At 66.5% G+C, this 17,219-nt stretch carries 14 protein-coding genes; 2 read left to right on the plus strand and 12 right to left on the minus strand.

Features of this window, described 5'->3' with window-relative positions; all coding sequences use genetic code 11:
- Positions 1-86: 86 nt before the first annotated feature.
- The 9 genes from V5F68_RS11980 to dusB all read right to left on the minus strand — a co-directional run bounded on the left by V5F68_RS11980 (position 87) and on the right by dusB (position 13,416).
- Positions 87-947, minus strand: coding sequence for a D-amino-acid transaminase (locus V5F68_RS11980; RefSeq protein ID WP_394014948.1), 861 nt, complete (start codon positions 945-947; stop codon positions 87-89).
- A 15-nt stretch (positions 948-962) separates the two neighbouring features.
- The gene (locus V5F68_RS11985; protein WP_394014949.1) at positions 963-2,381 is read right to left on the minus strand and encodes a hypothetical protein; all 1,419 of its coding nucleotides are present in this window, start codon (positions 2,379-2,381) and stop codon (positions 963-965) included.
- A 12-nt stretch (positions 2,382-2,393) separates the two neighbouring features.
- Complete coding sequence (gene trkA, locus V5F68_RS11990) at positions 2,394-3,770, minus strand: Trk system potassium transporter TrkA (RefSeq protein WP_394014950.1); 1,377 nt, start codon at positions 3,768-3,770, stop codon at positions 2,394-2,396.
- A gap of 58 nt (positions 3,771-3,828) precedes the next feature.
- A complete protein-coding gene (gene ntrX / locus V5F68_RS11995) occupies positions 3,829-5,193 on the minus strand; it encodes a nitrogen assimilation response regulator NtrX (RefSeq protein ID WP_348844895.1) in 1,365 nt (454 codons plus the stop codon).
- A gap of 3 nt (positions 5,194-5,196) precedes the next feature.
- A complete protein-coding gene (locus V5F68_RS12000; protein ID WP_348844894.1) occupies positions 5,197-7,434 on the minus strand; it encodes a sensor histidine kinase NtrY-like in 2,238 nt (745 codons plus the stop codon).
- 123 nt (positions 7,435-7,557) lie between these two features.
- Positions 7,558-9,756 carry a putative bifunctional diguanylate cyclase/phosphodiesterase gene (locus V5F68_RS12005; protein ID WP_394014951.1) on the minus strand — a complete coding sequence of 733 codons (2,199 nt, stop codon included), beginning with the start codon at positions 9,754-9,756 and terminating at the stop codon, positions 7,558-7,560.
- A gap of 132 nt (positions 9,757-9,888) precedes the next feature.
- Complete coding sequence (gene ntrC, locus V5F68_RS12010; protein ID WP_348844892.1) at positions 9,889-11,331, minus strand: nitrogen regulation protein NR(I); 1,443 nt, start codon at positions 11,329-11,331, stop codon at positions 9,889-9,891.
- A 7-nt stretch (positions 11,332-11,338) separates the two neighbouring features.
- Complete coding sequence (locus V5F68_RS12015; RefSeq protein WP_348844891.1) at positions 11,339-12,466, minus strand: two-component system sensor histidine kinase NtrB; 1,128 nt, start codon at positions 12,464-12,466, stop codon at positions 11,339-11,341.
- A complete protein-coding gene (gene dusB / locus V5F68_RS12020) occupies positions 12,463-13,416 on the minus strand; it encodes a tRNA dihydrouridine synthase DusB (protein WP_509274694.1) in 954 nt (317 codons plus the stop codon). Before dusB ends, V5F68_RS12015 begins: the two co-directional genes overlap by 4 nt.
- A 266-nt stretch (positions 13,417-13,682) precedes the next feature.
- On the opposite strand from dusB, the gene V5F68_RS12025 reads away from it, so the two are divergent.
- Together V5F68_RS12025 and V5F68_RS12030 are read left to right on the plus strand one after the other, a co-directional pair.
- Entirely contained in the window at positions 13,683-14,873 is a 1,191-nt protein-coding gene (locus V5F68_RS12025; RefSeq protein ID WP_394014953.1) for a bifunctional 2-C-methyl-D-erythritol 4-phosphate cytidylyltransferase/2-C-methyl-D-erythritol 2,4-cyclodiphosphate synthase, read from the plus strand.
- Complete coding sequence (locus V5F68_RS12030) at positions 14,870-15,364, plus strand: CinA family protein (protein ID WP_394014954.1); 495 nt, start codon at positions 14,870-14,872, stop codon at positions 15,362-15,364. The genes V5F68_RS12025 and V5F68_RS12030 overlap by 4 nt, the downstream gene beginning before the upstream one ends.
- Before the next feature lie 3 nt (positions 15,365-15,367).
- Here the strand turns inward: V5F68_RS12030 and V5F68_RS12035 are convergent, their stop codons facing one another.
- The 3 genes from V5F68_RS12035 to V5F68_RS12045 form a co-directional block, all read right to left on the minus strand.
- Entirely contained in the window at positions 15,368-15,823 is a 456-nt protein-coding gene (locus V5F68_RS12035; RefSeq protein ID WP_394014955.1) for a type II toxin-antitoxin system RatA family toxin, read from the minus strand.
- 4 nt (positions 15,824-15,827) lie between these two features.
- The gene (gene lipA / locus V5F68_RS12040; protein ID WP_394014956.1) at positions 15,828-16,781 is read right to left on the minus strand and encodes a lipoyl synthase; all 954 of its coding nucleotides are present in this window, start codon (positions 16,779-16,781) and stop codon (positions 15,828-15,830) included.
- 123 nt (positions 16,782-16,904) lie between these two features.
- The gene (locus V5F68_RS12045) at positions 16,905-17,183 is read right to left on the minus strand and encodes a GlsB/YeaQ/YmgE family stress response membrane protein (RefSeq protein ID WP_394014957.1); all 279 of its coding nucleotides are present in this window, start codon (positions 17,181-17,183) and stop codon (positions 16,905-16,907) included.
- Positions 17,184-17,219 lie beyond the last annotated feature (36 nt).

Below are 17,219 nucleotides of genomic sequence, written 5' to 3' on the forward strand. Positions count from 1 at the left end.
GGCGGGAGTTAGCAGCCTAGGATGGCACAGCGAAAAATCGGTGCAACTGCAATTTTTGCCCCGCAGCATCAGGATATTGTGCTGCATCAAGCGGAGGCCTCGGCGAATTTGTGGAATTCGCTCCTCAGATTGCGGGCCACAGGGCCCACGGCACCAGTGCCGACCGGGGTTCCGTCGATGGCAATCACCGGCATGATGAGGGAGGTGGCCGAGGAAACGAATGCCTCCTTGGCGGCCTTTGCTTCGTCCAGGGTAAACGCCCGCTCCTCAACCTTGAGCTGCATTTCCGCCGCGACATCCATGAGCACGGTGCGAGTGATGCCGCGCAGGATGCCGTGCTCCGCCGGACGGGTCACGAGCACGCCGTCCTGCGTCAGGATCCAGGCATTGGTGGAAGCACCCTCCGTCACGAAGCCCTGCGCGTCCACGAACCAGGCCTCTCCGGCGCCCGCCTCGCGCGCCGCCTGCTTGGCCAGCACATTGGGCAGAAGGCCGACGCTCTTGATGTCCACCCGGTCCCAGCGGCTCTCCGGCAGCGAGATCACCTTCATCCCGGCGGCGGCGGTCGCGTCGTTCTTGGCAAAATTGGCCGAGCGAGCGGTCACCACGATGCTCGGCGGCACGCTGGCGGCGGGAAAGCCATGGTCGCGCCGGGAGACGCCGCGCGTCACCTGGAGATAGACCAGCCCGTCGCGCACGAGATTGCGCCGCACGGTCTCGCGCAGCACGGTGGAAAGCGCGCCGCGCGACATGGGGGCGGCAATGCGCAATTCCTTCAGCGAGCGGTCGAGCCGGTCGAGATGCCGGCGTTCGTCGATCAATTTGCCCCCGCGCACTTCGCAGACTTCATACACACCGTCGGCGAACTGATAGCCGCGATCCTCCACATGCACGAAGGCGTCGCGGTGGGGCAGATAGCGGCCATTCACATAGGCAATGCGGGACATGACGGAATTCGAACCTCAACTGCGCCAGAAGGCAAGGTGAATGAGCACGAACGCGCCCACCGTCTCCAGCCGGCCGGCGATCATGGCGAAGGCGGCGCCGAGCACGGACAGCGGGGGCAAAGCGGAAACGGCGGGCCAATCCGGATCGGCCGCGTCATAGATCGGGCCGGCATTGGTCAGCGCCGCCACCGCCGCCGTCACCCCCGCCTGGAGGCTGGGCATGGAAATGCTCATGAGGATGATCGTCAGGGCGAGGGTCGCGAGCACCGACACGAGGCCCACCCAGACCCCGCGCATGGCCGAGCCGACGCCCCCTTCACCGGTGCGCGCCGGCTGCACCAGATGGGGCGAGATGAGCCGCATCAGATCGCCCTGCGCGCGCAGCAGCATGGCGCGCAGCCGCAGCAGCTTGATGCCGCCGGTGACCGAAAGCGCCCCGCCGCCCACCAGCGCCATGCCGAGCACCAGCGCGGGCGGGACGATGCCATAGACCTCCGCGCCGCTGACCAGACCGCTCGTCGCGATCAAAGAGGCCGCGCTGAACATCCCCATTTCCAGCGAGGCGCGCACCGAGATATCCGAGGGGTCGCGGAAGATGATGGCGCCGAGCACGATGCCCGCCACCAGCCAATAGCCAAGCAGCAGCAGGCTTTCCGATTGCTCGGGCGCGGCATGAATGCGGCGCGTCACCAGCGCCCGGTGCCAGCGCACGCTGGTGGCCGACCACAGGATGAACGGGATCATCACCAGCGGGGTCGCGACCCCGGTGCGCAGCGCCTCCACCGCCTGGGGTGGCACATGGGCCCCGGAAGAGGTCGCCGCAGAGGCAAGGCACAGGGAGACATAGAGGGAATTGCCGCTCGCCAGCAGCGCGATCAGCGCCAGGAGCGTCGCCGCCGCATAAATCGGCGCGACATCGCGCACCACGCCGGCGGTATCGACGATCTCCAGCCCGTCCACGCCCGCCTGCGCGCGATGGGGCAGGCCCGCCAGCCCCGCCGGCGCCAGCACCGCCACGCCGGAGACGATGGTCAGCAGGCCGCCGCTCCATTGCAGCAAAGCGAACCACACATACAGGCTGCGCGGAGCGTCATGCACCGCCGTGAAGCCAGTGGTGGTGAAGGCGGAGAGCGCCTCGAACCAGGCGCGCCACAGATCGAGCCCGCTCGCCACCGCCACCGCCGGCGCCGCCATGACGGGCACCAGCAGCCAGAGCGCGGCGAGGGCGGCGAACGCATGGAGCCGGCGCATCCGCACCTTCACCCCGGCGCAGGACAGGCGCATGGCGCCGGCAAAGAAGACGCAGGCGAGCGCGGTTGCGAGGAAGATGGGCGCCTGCCCTTCCCCATTGCGCGCCGAGACCAGCGCGGGCAGCAGCGCCGCGCCCCCCACCCACAGGAGCGCCAGCGCGAGAAGCCGGAGGATGGAGGGCATGGAGGCGATGCTTTAAAAGAATTCGAGGCTCACGCGGAACAGCTGTTCCACGCGCTTGATACGCTCCGCCAGGGCAAACAGGATCACCCGGTCCTGCGCGCGCACCACCGTATCGCCGGTGGGCAGCAGCACCTCGCCGTTGCGCACCAGCGCGCCCACCCGCAGGCCCTTCAGCAGATCGATGTCACGCAGCGGCCGGCCCACCAGAGGCGAGGTCTCCAGCGCTTCCGCCTCGATCATCTCGCCCGCGCCGTCGAGCAACGAATGTACGCCGCGGATACGCCCACGCCGCACGTGCTGGAGCACCTTGGAGACGGTGATCTGGCGCGGATTGACGTGCGCATCGATGCCGAGGCCGCGCGCGAACGTCGTGTAGCCCGGCTCGTTCAGCAGCGCGAGAATGCGCCGCGCGCCGATCTGCTTGGCGAGGAGGCAGGCGACGATGTTGATGCGGTCGTCATTGGTGAGCGCGATCATGGTGTCGGCGTCCCCGACCCCCGCCTCGTCGAGGATCTCGCGCGAGAGCGCATCCCCGTTCAGCACCACCGAGCGCGACAGGGTTTCCGCGATCACCTGTGCGCGCTCCGGCGCATTCTCGATGATCTTGATCTTGGCGATCGGATTGCGCTTCTCCAGCTGGTCGGCGACATAAAGGCCGATATTGCCGCCGCCTGCGATGACGATACGCTGCCCCGGCACCTCGTCATGGCCGAAGATGGAGAGCGTGCGCCGCACCTGATCGGACTTGGCGACGAAATAGGCGATGTCGCCCGCCTGGATCGTGTCGCGCGAGGTGAGCACGATCGGCTTGCCGCCCCGGTTCACCGCCACGATGGTGGCGCGCAGGTCCGGAAACAGCTGTGTCAGCTCCCGCAGCGGGGTATCGAGGATCGGGCATTCCTCGGAGCAATAGACGCCGGCCACCACCACCGCGCCATCGGCGAAGGTGACGGTATCGATGGACCCGGGCAGCGACAGGCGCCGCAGCACCATCTCGCCCACCTCGATCTCGGGCGAGATCACCACATCGATGGGCAGGTGGTCGCGCGAGAGCATGTCGCGCCATTCGGGCATCAGATAGGTCTGGGCGCGGATGCGGGCGACCTTGGTCGGCACGTTGAACAGGGAGTGCGCCACCTGGCACGCCACCATGTTCACCTCGTCATGCAAGGTCACGGCGATCAGCATGTCGGCCTGCTCGATGCCGGCCTTGGCGAGCACATCGGGGTGCGAGCCGTGGCCCACCACGCCGCGCACGTCCAGTTGCTCGGTCGCGATCTGGATGCGGCGCGCGCTGGCATCGACGATGGAGACGTCGTTCTGCTCGCTCGCGAGGCGCTCGGCAATGCCGAGCCCCACCTGCCCCGCCCCGCAGATCACGACCTTCATGCGCGATTCCCCCTGACCCCTGCCTCAGCTTATCCCCTCGACGCCGCAGCGCCTATGCCTACCCTACGCCGAGAGCCTTGAGCTTTCGATGAAGAGCGGAGCGCTCCATTCCCACGAATTCCGCCGTTCGGGAGATATTTCCGCCGAAGCGGTTGATCTGCGCGGCGAGATATTCGCGCTCAAATACCTCGCGCGCCTCGCGCAGCGGTAGGCCCATCAGATGCTCTCCGCCATTCCCGTTGGGCAGGTTAGGCACCAGCGCGCCCACATCCGGCGGCAGCATGGAGGCGGTGACGATGGCGTCGGGGTCTCCGCCGGCGAGGATCAGCACGCGTTCCACATTGTTGCGCAGCTGTCGCACATTGCCCGGCCAGTCGTGGGATTGCAGCACCGCCATGGCATCGTCGGCGATCTTGCGGCTCGGCAGGCCGGTGGTCTGGGAGATCAGGTCGATGAAGAAATCCACCAAGTCCGGAATGTCCTCGCGCCGCTCGGCCAGGGGAGGCACGCGGATCGGCACCACGCTGAGGCGGTGGTAGAGGTCCTCACGGAACCGCCCCTGTGCGATCTCCTCCTCCAGATTGCGGCCGGTGGAGGAGATGATGCGCACATCCACGCTCACCTTGTCCGTGCCGCCGATGCGGGTGAACGTCTGCTCCACCAGCACGCGCAGCACCCGGTTCTGGGTTTCGCGCGGCATGTCGGCGATTTCGTCCAGGAACAGCGTGCCGCCGTGGGCCTCTTCCAGCGCGCCGCGCCGGGCCTCGCGGCCCTCACCTTCCTCGACACCGAACAATTCGTATTCGAGCCGCTCCGGCGTGATCGCGGCGGCGTTAATGACGATGAACGGTCCTTGGTTGCGGCTCGATACCGCATGAACCATGCGCGCCGTCAGTTCCTTGCCCGAGCCCGACGGACCGATGATGAGGATGCGGCTGTTGGTCGGGCCCACCCGCTCGATGGTTGCCTTCAGCTGCTGGATGGCGCTGGAGCGGCCCACCAGGGTCTGGGGCTGCGTCATCTGCTTGAGTTCGCGCACCTCGCGCCGCAGCCGCAGCGTTTCCAGCGCGCGCTCGGTGATGACGATCAGGCGATCCGCATTGAACGGCTTCTCGATGAAGTCGTAGGCGCCGCGCTTGATGGCGGCGACGGCGGTCTCGATATTGCCGTGGCCGGAAATCATCACCACCGGCACGTCGGGGTGCTGGAGCTTGATGGTGTCGAGCAGCTCCAGCCCGTCCATGCGGCTGCCCTGCAGCCAGATGTCCAGGAAGATCAGGTTCGGCCGGCGGGTCGCGATGGCGGCGAGGGCGCTGTCGGCGTCCCGCGCGGTGCGCGCGGAATAGCCCTCGTCCTCCAGGATGCCGGCCACCAGGCCGCAAATGTCGGCTTCGTCGTCGACGATCAGAATGTCATGGGCCATGGGTCACGCCCCCTTCTTCTGGTCGGCCGGCGCGAGGATCGGTCCGTCGGCGCGCATGCGCAGCCGGATCCAGGCGCCGCGTCCCTCGGGCGAGTCGTAGAGCTCGATGCCGCCGCCGTGCTCTTCCATGATCTTGCCGACGATGGCGAGGCCGAGGCCCGTGCCTTTTTCACGCGTCGTCACATACGGCTCCAGGAGGCGGTTGCGCTTCTCCTGGGGCAGGCCGGTTCCGTTGTCGATCACATCAACCACCAGATCTTCGCCGGACTGGTCCGCCTTCACGCGGATCAGTCCCTTGCCACGTTGTTCCGCCGGAACGGCCTCGATGGCCTCGGCGGCATTCTTGAGGATGTTGGTCAGCGCCTGGGAAATGAGGCGGCGGTCGAACCGCGCCGGAAGGGAGGGAGGGATGTCGGCCTCGAACGTGACCTCGGGATGGCCGACCTTCATTAAAAAGAGCGTTTGCCGCAGGGTCTCGGCGAGATCCTGGCTGTCCACCACCGGCTTGGGCATGCGGGCGAAGGAGGAGAATTCATCCACCATCCTGCCGATGTCGCCCACTTGGCGGATGATGGTGTCGGTGCACTGGTCGAACACGTCGCGGTCCTGTGTGATGTGCTTGCCGTATTTGCGCTTCAACCGCTCCGCGGAAAGCTGGATCGGCGTCAGCGGATTCTTGATTTCGTGCGCGATGCGCCGCGCCACGTCGGCCCAGGCGGAGGTGCGCTGCGCAGAAATCAGGGCCGTGATGTCGTCCAGCGTCACCACCCAGCCATGCTCCGCCTCGGAGGATTGCTCGGTGGTCACGCGCACGGCGAACACCCGCTCGCGGCCCTCGCGCTGCACCGTGATGTTGCCCTGGACCACACGCTCGCGCCCGGCCTCCGCCTCGCCGATCAGGGAGGCGGTCTCCGGCACCACTTCTGCTAGGTGATGGCCGAGCGCTTCGGCCTCCTTCACGCCCAGCAGCTTTTCCGCCGAGCGGTTGAGGATCGTGACTCGTTCATCGGAATCGAGGCCGATCACCCCTGCCCCGACGCCGGAGAGCACCGCCTCGGTGAACCGGCGGCGGACGTCGATCTGGTCGCGCGCGCGCAGCAGCGCGTCATGCTGGTTGCGCAATTCGGCGGTCATCTTGTTGAAGGTCTCGCCCAGCGTCGCGAAATCGCCCTCGGAGCGATAAATCGGCACCTGGACATCGAGATTGCCGGCCGCCACATGGTCCGCCGCCGACATCAGCCGTCGGATCGGGGCCACCAGCCATTTCGACACGTTGATACCGAGCCACACCGCCGAGAGCAGCACGATCAACGTGATGACCGCATACATCAGCGCGAACGCCACCTGCACGCCGAAGCGGCGCTCTTCCAGGCTCTGATAGTCCGCCAGCGTCTCCCGCGTGGTCTTCAGATAGCCGATCACCCTCGGATCTATGGGCCGCGCCACGTAGAGATAGAGGTCGGGATAATCCTTCAGCTTGATGAGGGCGCCGACGAAATCGGCGTCGGACGGCAGATAAATGATCGGCTGTTCGGCCGTCGCCTCGCCGATGGCGATATTCGCCGGAACGAGGAATTCCCGCCCGGTCATCACCTGCGCCCGCTCGACCACTTTCAAATCGTGCTCGATTATCAGCGTGCCCGGCAGATTGCGCAGCGCCGCCTGGGCGGTGAGAATCTGGCGGAAACGCGGGAGATCGCTGTCGTAGAGCGGCTTCAGCCGGTTGAGATCAGCACTCATGGCGAGGATATCGCCGCGGATGTTGAGCGCATGCTCGCGCACATAAGTCTGCGCCACCTGCACCGCATTCGCGACGATCTCCTGGGTCCGCACGGAAAACCAGCGGTCCAGCCCGCGATCCAGCGTCAGGCTTGCCACACCGGCCACCAGGATGGCGGGCACGACGGCGACCACCGCGAACAGGGCGACGATGCGCACATGCAGCCGCGAGGCGGCACGGCCCCGCGCCCGGGCGCGGACGATGCGCCACACCTCCCGGCCCACCATGGTGGAGAGGATCGCGACCGCGAGCGCGTTTCCCGTCAGCAGTCCGATGACCACTTCGTGGCTGGGGATGACGGGCGTCAAACCCATCAAGATCAAGAAGGTGGCCAGCGCCGAGCAGAGCGCCAGGACCACCATGGCCGGCGCGAACAGGCCCACACTCAACAGCGGACTCGCCCCTGGAATCCCCCCGCCGACGGAACGGGTGTTGGCGGCGTCCAGGTTGGCATTCGTCATGGATGGTGAAGCCCTGCGACGCGCCGGGAATCGGCGCGACTGATGCAATGAGACAACACTGGTGCAAAAATGTGACAATTGCGACCGGTCTCGCCACCGATCAGAGGCTTGGACCGAAAAGTGTCAGCCCGCTCGCCCGCCGTCGGGCCATTGCCGGGCGTCTTCCTCGCGCATGGGACGCCCGACGAGGTAGCCCTGGACACAATCGCTGCCGAGGGCCACCACCTCGTTCAGCGCATCGTCGTTTTCCACACCTTCCGCCACCACCTCGATGCCGAAGGCATGGGCGAGATCAACCATCACCCCGACGATGCGCCGCGATCGCGAATTGTCGACGATCTCGCGGATGAAGGAGCGGTCGATTTTCAGCACGTTCACCGGCAGGCGCTGGAGATAGCTGAAGGAGGAATAGCCGGTGCCGAAATCGTCGATCGCCACCTTGCACCCGAGGGATTGCAGCTGGACCATGACTTCCACCGCTTTTTCCGGCTCGGACAACAAGGTGCTTTCGGTCAGCTCGAACAGCACCTGCTCGCCCTTCAGATTCACCTGCTGAAGAATATTGGCGATGCGGGCCACGAGATCGGGCGCCATGACCTGCGGGGCGGAAAGATTGACCGAGACGTAGCGCGCACCGAGCCCCAAGGAGGCGCGATCGTGGTTCCAGCGTGCGCAGGCGGCAACCGCCCGCTCCAGCACCAGCTCACCCAATTGTTCCGACAGGCCCGAGGCCTCGGCGATGGCGACGAATTCGCTCGGCTCCACATTCCCCAGCGCGGGGTGGCTCCACCGAGCGAGCGCCTCAAAGCCCATGACGGTGCCGGTTTTGCAGCACACGATCGGCTGAAACACCATGTAGAGATCGCGCGACCGCCGCAGGATGGAGTCGCGCAGGTCGGTCTCCAGCGCCAGACGCTCCTGATGGTCGGCGCGCAGCGACTGATCGAAAACCACCGCATGGCCCCGTCCCTGGGCATGAAGCGCCATCTCGGCGTCGCGCAGCATGTGCTCCAATTGCCCCTGTTCGCGGGCGATGCCGATGCGGGCGCGCAAATAGAAGCGCCGCCCTTCGCTCTCCAGCGGCGCCTGGAACAAGGCATCCACGCTGCGGCCGGCGGCCAGCGCATCCGACCCACGAAACAGCACGATCGCGAATTCCCGCTCCCCGGTGCGGGCCAGCATGGCATCGCCGCGCAGCGCGAGGCGCAAGCGCTGGGCCAGCTGCGCGGCGACCGGCTCGGTGAATTCGCGGCCTAGGCTGGCCGCAAGCACATCGAGATCGCGAAAATGCACCACCACGACACCGGTGGGCGCGGTCGGGACTTCCGCCACCATTCGCACCAGGCCGGCGCGGTTGGGCAGGCCGGTCATGGCATCTTGATAGGCGAGCCGCTCCAGGGCCTCCTGCGCGTCCACGAAATTGGAGATGTCGCGCAGATAGGCGGTGAAGAAACGGCGCGTCGCGCCGCGGATCTCGGTGACGGTCAGTTCCACCGGAAACACGCTGCCGTCCGCCTTGCGCCCCTGGAGTTCCACGCGCCGGCCGAGAATGTGGGGTGTGCTGCTCTCAAGATAGCGCCTGAGGCCGGCCTGATGCGCCGTGGCATAGCGCGGCGGAATGATCGTGGCGCCGAGCGTGCGGCCGATCACATCCTCGCGTTCATACCCGAAGATGCGCTCGGCGGCGGGGTTGAACTCCAGGATCATGCCGGCTTCGTCGATGGAGATTACGGCATCGAGCGCCGAGCCCAACATGCTGCGCAAGGTGACTTCGTTCAGCTCCCGCTCGGTCCGCACGCATTCGGCGGAGCGCGCCACCATGCTGGCCATCAGATGGCACAGCGACATGGCGGCTTCATCCCACGGCAGGTCCGGGTCGTCGTGGGCGATGCAGAAGTGGCCCCACCAATGCCCACCCACCATGACCGGCACGGTGTAGAACCGCACGATCTGATGGCTCTCGAAATAAACGCGCAGATAACCCGTGAGATCGCGCGTGAGCCCCTGGATCACTTCGCCGCGGATGCGCCGTGCCGCCCAATCGCGCTGCAGGTCGTCGGCGCCGTCGGGGGCAATGGTGCGATGGCGCGTGCGGCCGATGGGATCAAGGCCTGGCCGCGCCCAATCCGCCCGGCAGACCACTCCGAGCCCCGGATGCTCATCCTGCTGGACTTCAAACAATGCGACGCGGCTGAGGCCGAATTCCCGGCCGATGCCGGCGCAGACCTGCTCCAGCGCTTCGCCCCAAAGGCCGCCGTCATCGGCCTGGGCGATGAAGGCATTCATCGCCCAGAGCAGCTGACTCGAAGCGACCTCGGTCATCGCGGGTCCTTGCATACGGGCATCAACTATACGGTGCCTTATTGCGCGCCATCGCGTAACCGGACCGCCCCCTAGGTAATCCTATTCCTTCAATTTGCACCTTGCACGCATAAGATGCCGCTTCAGGAGAGATTAACGGCTCGTGCGAATGACCTGAATATCCAGATCCCTGATCTTTTTCCTCAAGGTATTACGATTCAGCCCGAGCAGCTCCGCCGCCTTGATCTGATTGCCGCGCGCCGCGGCAAGCGCCGCGGACAGAAGTGGATATTCCACATCGCGCAATATTCGATGGTAAAGACCGGGCGGGGGCAGGTCTTCGCCGAAACCGGCAAAATATGTGTTGAGATGCCGTTCAACGGAAGCTGCAAGCGTGGCGTCAACCGGCCCGTCCTCGGAGCCGGCGCTCGGCACCGGCTCGGAAAGCTCCGCCTCGATGATGCTCGGCGAGATGATTTCCTGCGGATAGAGTGCGGACAGGCGCCGCACCAGATTTTCCAGCTCGCGCACGTTGCCGGGCCAGCGATAGCGCTTCAGCCGGTCGAGCGCGGCGGTGTCGATCTGTTTGGCCGGAAGGCCCTCGCGCTCGGCCTGCAGGAAGAAGTGCCGCACCAGGTCCGGCACGTCCTCGGAACGCTCGCGCAGCGGCGGCAGGCGCAGCGGCACCACATTCAGGCGGAAGAACAAATCCTCGCGGAACAGGCCCTGCTGGATCAGCGTGCGCAGATCCTTGTTCGTTGCCGCGATGATCCGCACATCGGTCTTGATCGGCGTGCGTCCGCCCACCGTCGTGTATTCGCCTTGCTGAAGCACGCGCAGAAGGCGGGTCTGCGCCTCCATGGGCATGTCGCCGATTTCATCGAGGAACAGCGTGCCGCTTTCCGCCTGCTCGAACCGGCCGGGATTGCGCGTGGTGGCGCCGGTGAACGACCCCTTTTCGTGGCCGAACAATTCGCTCTCGATGAGATCGCGCGGGATCGCGGCCATATTGATCGCAACGAACGGGCCGGTGCGGCGCTTGCCGTAATCATGCAGGGCGCGGGCGACCAGCTCCTTGCCGGTGCCGCTCTCGCCCGCAATCATCACGGTAAGGTCGGTCTGCATGAGGCGCGCCAGCAGGCGATAGATTTCCTGCATCGCCGGCGAGCGGCCCACCAGCGGGATATTGTCCTGCTCCTCCGAGCCGAGCGGATGCTGATCCGACTTCTTCGGCTCGGCGAGCGCGCGGCCGACGATCGAGATCAGCTCCTTCAGGTCGAACGGCTTGGGCAGATATTCATAGGCCCCGCGTTCCGACGCGCGGATGGCCGTCATGAAGGTATTCTGCGCGCTCATGACGATGACCGGCAGGTCGGGCCGCGCCTTCTTGATGCGCGGCAGGAGGTCGAAGGCGTTCTCATCCGGCATCACCACGTCGGTGATGACCAGATCGCCATCGCCCTGGCTCACCCAGCGCCAGAGGGTGGCCGCATTCCCGCACGAGCGCACTTCATATCCGGCCCGCGACAGGGCCTGATTGAGCACGGTACGGATCGCGGCATCGTCGTCGGCGACCAGAATGCTTCCCGTGGGCATGGATACCTCAGTTGTCCTCGGAGGCGACACGTGTGCCGCGATACATGGGAAGGAGAACCCGGAAGCTGGTTCGCCGGGGCTGGCTGTCGCATTCGACGATCCCGCCGTGATCGCCGATGATCTTCGCCACCAATGCAAGGCCGAGGCCACTCCCCGTCGGCTTGGTGGTCACGAACGGGTCGAACAGATGGGGCAGCAGGTCGTCCGGCACCCCCTTGCCATTGTCCTTGACGCAGAATTCCAGCGGCAGGCTGACGCGGGAGGAGGCGCCGGGCACCGTGAGCCGGACCCCGGGGCGGAACGCAGTGGTGAGATGGATCTCCCCGTCCGTCTCAGAGTCGATGGCTTCCGCCGCGTTCTTCACCAGATTGAGAAACACCTGCACCAGCTGATCGCGGTTGGCATAGACCGGCGGGAGGGAGGGGTCATATTCCTCGATGAAGCGGATGTGCCGCGCGAAGCCCGAGGAGGCGAGCGTGCGCACATGCTCCAGCACCGCGTGGATGTTCACCGGCTCGCGCGCGATGGGGCGCTCGTCGGAGAACACCTCCATGCGGTCCACCAGCTTCACGATCCGGTCCGCCTCGTCGGTAATAAGGCGGGTAAGCGCGCGGTCCTCATCGCCCGCCGACTGCTCCAGCAATTGGGCGGCGCCACGAATGCCCGAGAGCGGATTTTTGATCTCGTGCGCCAGCATGGAGGCGAGCGCGCTCACCGAGCGGGCGGCGCCGCGATGCGTCAGCTGCCGATCCATTTTGTCGGCGATGGTGCGCTCCTGGATCATCACCACCACATGGCCCGGCCGCTCCGAGACCGGCGCCACATGAATGTCCACGACCCGCTCGCCGCCATTCTTAGGGGTGCCGAGGTCCACGCGATATTCGTTGACCGGCGCGCCGCGCGCCCGCACCTGATCGATCAGGCCCAGGAGCGGCGTGCCGAACGGCACGAATTCCGCAAACGGCCGCCGACGCAGCACCGGCAGGCTCACTTCAAAGAAGGCCTCCGCCGCGACATTGGCGTCCACGATCTGCCCGGTATCCGAAATCGTGATCACCGGATGGGGCACGGCGTCGAGGATCGCTCTTGTAAAATTCATCTCCGGCTCGGGCCGGCGCTTTGCATCTGCCTTCATGCCGCGGCCTTCCAGTTCACATCATCGAATGCGGCGCGGATCCCGTCCGTCACCGCGTGCGGGTCTTCCGAGCGCAGGAGCCGTTCCCGCCACGGCTTCACCCAGCCTTGCTCGCGGCCGGCGCTCTGCGCGGCCGCATCCAACGCCCAGCCGATGTGCTTGCGGGCCTGCCGCATGCCCAGCCCGACGCCATAGAGGGCGAGCCAGCCCTCATACATTTCCAGCAGCACGTCGCGCTGCTCGTGGAGGCTCGGCGCGGCCGGTGCGCGGCCGGTTTCCAGGAACCGCGCCACCTGGCCCGGAAACCACGGCCGCCCCTGGGCGCCACGCCCGATCATCACCCCATCGGCGCCGGAGGCGGAGAGCATGGGGCCAGCATCGGCGCATGTGGTCAGGTCGCCATTGGCCAGCACGGGGATGGACACCTTCGCCTTGACCTCGGCGATTGCCGCCCAATCCGCCGTGCCGGTATAAAACTGGCACCGGGTGCGGCCGTGGATCGTCAGCAGGGCGATGCCTGCATCTTCGGCAAGGGATGCAAGGGTCGGGGCGATCCGCGCCTCCCCATCCCAGCCGAGGCGGGTCTTCAGCGTGACCGGAACGGAGACGGCGGACCGCACCGCCGCGATGATGCGCGCCGCCAGCGGCAGGTCGCGCAGCAGGGCCGCGCCCGCCGCGCCGGTGGTCACGCGCTTGGCCGGGCAGCCCATGTTGATGTCGATGATGTCAGCGCCTTCAGCCTCGGCCATGCGGGCGGCTTCCCCCATCCAATAGGGATCATTGCCAGCGAGTTGCACGGCGTGGAGCGGAATGCCGGCCCGCTCGGCCCGCAGGGTGGTCTCGCCGTGGCCGTCGAGCAGCGCTTCGCTGGCGACCATTTCGGACACGACGAGCCCGGCGCCATAACGTACCGCCATGCGCCGCACCGGCGCGTCGGTTATGCCCGCCATCGGAGCGAGCACCACCGGGTTCGGCAGGGCATAGGGACCGATTCGAACAACCGAAAGGGATGAAGGAAGAAGATCTTGCACAGATTTTAGGCCACCTAGGGAGTGCCTACATTCTAGACAATTGCGGTGCACGCGCAAGGGCAGCTTTGCAATGAGCCCCATGGTGCAGCGCGAAGGCTGCCGAAGGCGCAGGCGTCCGCCGCTTTTTTGTCCCCTTGCGCAGCAGCTAAGGGCGCGGTTCAAGGAGCAAATGACGCAAAAAGGGAATGGTCTCCATGGCAACGTGCGCGGTCATCGTGGTGGCGGCGGGTCGCGGAACCCGCGCCGGCGGCCCGTTGCCCAAACAATATCATCTGCTCGGCGGGGAAACCGTCCTGCGGCGCACCTTGCGCCTATTCGCTGAGCATCCCGAAATTCACACCGTCCAGGTTGTGATTCACCCCGACGACGAAGCCCGCTTCGCCGCCGCCGCCGAGGGCTTGCCCAAGGTGCGGCTGGCGGTGCCGGGCGGGCGCGAGCGGCAGGATTCGGTGCGCGCCGGCCTCGAAGCGCTGGCCGGCGAGGTTCCGGACCTCGTGCTGGTGCATGACGCCGCCCGCCCGTTTTTCACCCCCGCCCTGATCTCTCGCGCCATCGAAGCGGCCGCCGCCCACGGCGCCGCCGTGCCGGTGACCGGCGTCACCGACACGATCAAGGTGGTCGATGGCTTTGGGACGGTCGCGTCGACGCCGGTCCGCGCCACGCTGCGCGCCGTGCAGACTCCCCAGGCTTTCCGCTATGACATGCTGCGCGCCGCTCATCTCAAGGCGGAACGCAGCGGTGTCGGCGGCCTCACCGACGACGCCGCCGTGATGGAATGGTCGGGGCACAAAGTCGCGACGTTCGAAGGAGAAGCGGGCAATATGAAACTCACCAGTGCCGACGATCTCGCCCGCGCCGCCCGCGACGGCGCGACCCCGCTCACCGATGTGCGCACCGGCACCGGCTTCGATGTCCATGCCTTCGGTCCCGGCGACCATGTGATGCTCGGCGGCCTCGCCATTCCGTTCGACAAGGGGCTCGACGGCCATTCGGATGCCGACGTGGGCCTGCATGCGCTCACCGATGCCGTGCTCGGTGCCCTGTGCGACGGCGATATCGGCGCCCATTTCCCCCCCTCCGACCCGCAATGGAAGGGTGCCACGTCCGATCGCTTCCTTGTATTCGCGCTGGACAAGGTGCGCGCGCGCGGCGGCAACGTCGCCCATCTCGACCTCACATTGATCTGCGAGGCGCCTAAGATCGGCCCGCACCGTGACGCGATCCGCACGCGCATCAGCGAAATCACGGGCGTCGCTCTCGGCCGCATCAGCGTGAAGGCCACCACCACCGAGCGGCTCGGCTTCACCGGCCGGCGCGAAGGCATCGCCGCCATGGCTTCCGCCACCATCCGCCTGCCCGAGGAGGACGCGTTGTGAGCGATCTGGAAACCCAAGACCGTGCCCGCCGCGTGCTCGAAGCCTGCCGCGCCGCCGGCCTCACCCTCGCCACCGCCGAATCCTGCACCGGCGGGCTGGTGATCGGCGCGCTGACCGACATCGCCGGCTCCTCCGATGTGGTGGATCGTGGCTTCGTCACCTATTCCAACGCCGCCAAGATGGCGATGCTGGGCGTGCCCGAGGCGATCCTCGCCGCCCATGGCGCGGTGAGCGAGGAGACCGCGCGGGCCATGGCGAAGGGTGCGCTGGCGGCGGCCGGCACGGGCTTGGCAGTCGCCATCACCGGTGTCGCGGGTCCGGGCGGGGGATCTGAGGAAAAGCCGGTCGGCCTGGTGCATTTCGCGGCGGCCAAGCGCGGAGGGCTGCTGGTGCATCGCGAGGAGCGGTTCGGCCCGCTGGAGCGTGCCGAGATCCGCTCCCGCTCCGTGCTTGTCGCGCTGGAAATGCTGGAGACGCTGGCGCGGTTTTAGGCGTCAGGCCGCTCCATACACCGCATCCGCCCGCTTCTCGAACGCATCGGCGAAGCGGCGGAAGGCGGCGTCGAACATGGCGCCCATCAGCAGGCCAAGGGTGCGCGAGCGGAATTCGTAGGAGATAAAGAAGCTCACCTCGCATTTGCCGCCCTCCAGGTCGCGGAACTCCCAGCGATTGTCGAGGCGGCTGAACGGCCCGTCCAGATATTCCACGTGGATGGTGAGCTTCGGCCGGTCCAGGGTGACGCGCGAGGTGAAGGTCTCGCGGATCAACTTGTAGGCGACCGTCATATCCGCGACGAGCACCTCCTGGCCCTCCCCGCCCGGCGAGCGGCGGCGCACCCGCAAGGATTGGCAGAGCGGAACGAATTCCGGGTAATGGTCCACATCCGCCACGAGATCGAACATCTCGGGCGCGGAATGGCTCACCACGCGCTTGCTGGAGAAAGATGGCACGCGCTCAAACCCGACCGAGCTTTGCCTCGCGGGCGCTGCGCAGGCGCGCGAAATCATCGCCCGCATGGTGCGAGGAGCGCGTCAGCGGGCTCGACGACACCATCAGGAAGCCCTTGGCATAAGCCACCGTCTCGAAGGCGGAGAATTCGTCCGGCGTCACGAAGCGCTCCACCTTGTGGTGCTTGCGGGTGGGCTGGAGATATTGGCCGATGGTGATGAAATCCACTTCCGCCGAGCGCAGGTCGTCCATCAGTTGGAGCACCTCATTCCGCTCCTCGCCGAGGCCCACCATGATACCGGACTTGGTGAAGATGGAGGGGTCCAGCTCCTTCACCTGCTGCAACAGGCGCAGCGAGTGGAAATAGCGCGCGCCCGGCCGCACAGTGAGATACTTTGCCGGCACGGTTTCAAGATTGTGGTTGAACACGTCCGGCTTCGCCTCCACCACCACCTCGATGGCGCCGGGCTTGCGCAGGAAATCAGGCGTGAGAATTTCGATGGTGGTGCCGGGGCTTGCGGCCCGGATGGCGCGGATGGTGCGGGCGAAATGCTCGGCGCCGCCGTCCGCGAGATCGTCCCGATCGACCGAGGTGATGACCACATGGGAGAGGCCGAGCTTGGCCACCGCCTCGCCCACCTTCTGCGGCTCGTCCTGGTCCAACGCCTGCGGCAGCCCGGTGCGCACATTGCAGAAGGCGCAGGCGCGGGTGCACGTGTCGCCCATAATCATGAAGGTGGCGTGCTTCTTTTCCCAGCACTCGCCGATATTGGGGCAGCCCGCTTCCTCGCACACCGTGTGCAGGCCGTTTGCCCGCACGATCTCCGCCGTCTTCGACCAGCCGGCCGAGCCCGGCGCCTTCACGCGGATCCATTCCGGCTTGCGCAGGATCTCGCTTTCGGGGCGATGCGCCTTTTCCGGATGACGCGGCCGGTTCAGGGTGTTGACGAGCGTGACCATATCTTCAGGCGACTTTCGCGCGCGATAAAAGCATTCGCTTCAAAATCTAGTCTTCCCACGCGCCAGCGTCGAGCCGGCGCGATGCAGTGCTGACCTGCCGGCAGCGCCGGTCCGGTCAAGGCTTTACCGCGCGCGGATCCGGCGCCATACCCACAGCACGATGATGGCGCCGATCACGGCGGCGATCAGCGTGCGGAAGAAGCCGTAGACCGGCACATCCGCAAATTCCGCCAGCTTGCCGCCAACGAACGCCCCGATCAGGCCGAACACGAGGTTCGTCAGCAGCCCGTGGTCGCTGTCGGTGATCCGCTCCGCGATCCAGCCGGCGATCAGGCCGATCAGGATCATGGTGAATAAGCCGACCCCCGGCTGGCTCAACGCTGCATAGGTCTCGCCGTTCATGGATCAGCCTTTCATTTCCGCCCGACCCGCGCCGCG

Origin of the sequence: Roseixanthobacter pseudopolyaromaticivorans (genome assembly GCF_043195145.2) — a bacterium.
Taxonomy (GTDB): domain Bacteria; phylum Pseudomonadota; class Alphaproteobacteria; order Rhizobiales; family Xanthobacteraceae; genus NCEH01.

What these genes read in the sequence shown, in the direction of transcription:
- V5F68_RS11980 (WP_394014948.1), bottom strand. Translation starts at nt 947, where the DNA reads ATGTCCCGCATTGCCTATGTGAATGGCCGCTATCTGCCCCACCGCGAC.
- V5F68_RS11985 (WP_394014949.1), bottom strand. Translation starts at nt 2,381, where the DNA reads ATGCCCTCCATCCTCCGGCTTCTCGCGCTGGCGCTCCTGTGGGTGGGG.
- trkA (WP_394014950.1), bottom strand. Translation starts at nt 3,770, where the DNA reads ATGAAGGTCGTGATCTGCGGGGCGGGGCAGGTGGGGCTCGGCATTGCC.
- ntrX (WP_348844895.1), bottom strand. Translation starts at nt 5,193, where the DNA reads ATGGCCCATGACATTCTGATCGTCGACGACGAAGCCGACATTTGCGGC.
- V5F68_RS12000 (WP_348844894.1), bottom strand. Translation starts at nt 7,434, where the DNA reads ATGACGAATGCCAACCTGGACGCCGCCAACACCCGTTCCGTCGGCGGG.
- V5F68_RS12005 (WP_394014951.1), bottom strand. Translation starts at nt 9,756, where the DNA reads ATGACCGAGGTCGCTTCGAGTCAGCTGCTCTGGGCGATGAATGCCTTC.
- ntrC (WP_348844892.1), bottom strand. Translation starts at nt 11,331, where the DNA reads ATGCCCACGGGAAGCATTCTGGTCGCCGACGACGATGCCGCGATCCGT.
- V5F68_RS12015 (WP_348844891.1), bottom strand. Translation starts at nt 12,466, where the DNA reads ATGAAGGCAGATGCAAAGCGCCGGCCCGAGCCGGAGATGAATTTTACA.
- dusB (WP_509274694.1), bottom strand. Translation starts at nt 13,416, where the DNA reads ATGGCGGGCATAACCGACGCGCCGGTGCGGCGCATGGCGGTACGTTAT.
- V5F68_RS12025 (WP_394014953.1), top strand. Translation starts at nt 13,683, where the DNA reads ATGGTCTCCATGGCAACGTGCGCGGTCATCGTGGTGGCGGCGGGTCGC.
- lipA (WP_394014956.1), bottom strand. Translation starts at nt 16,781, where the DNA reads ATGGTCACGCTCGTCAACACCCTGAACCGGCCGCGTCATCCGGAAAAG.
- V5F68_RS12045 (WP_394014957.1), bottom strand. Translation starts at nt 17,183, where the DNA reads ATGAACGGCGAGACCTATGCAGCGTTGAGCCAGCCGGGGGTCGGCTTA.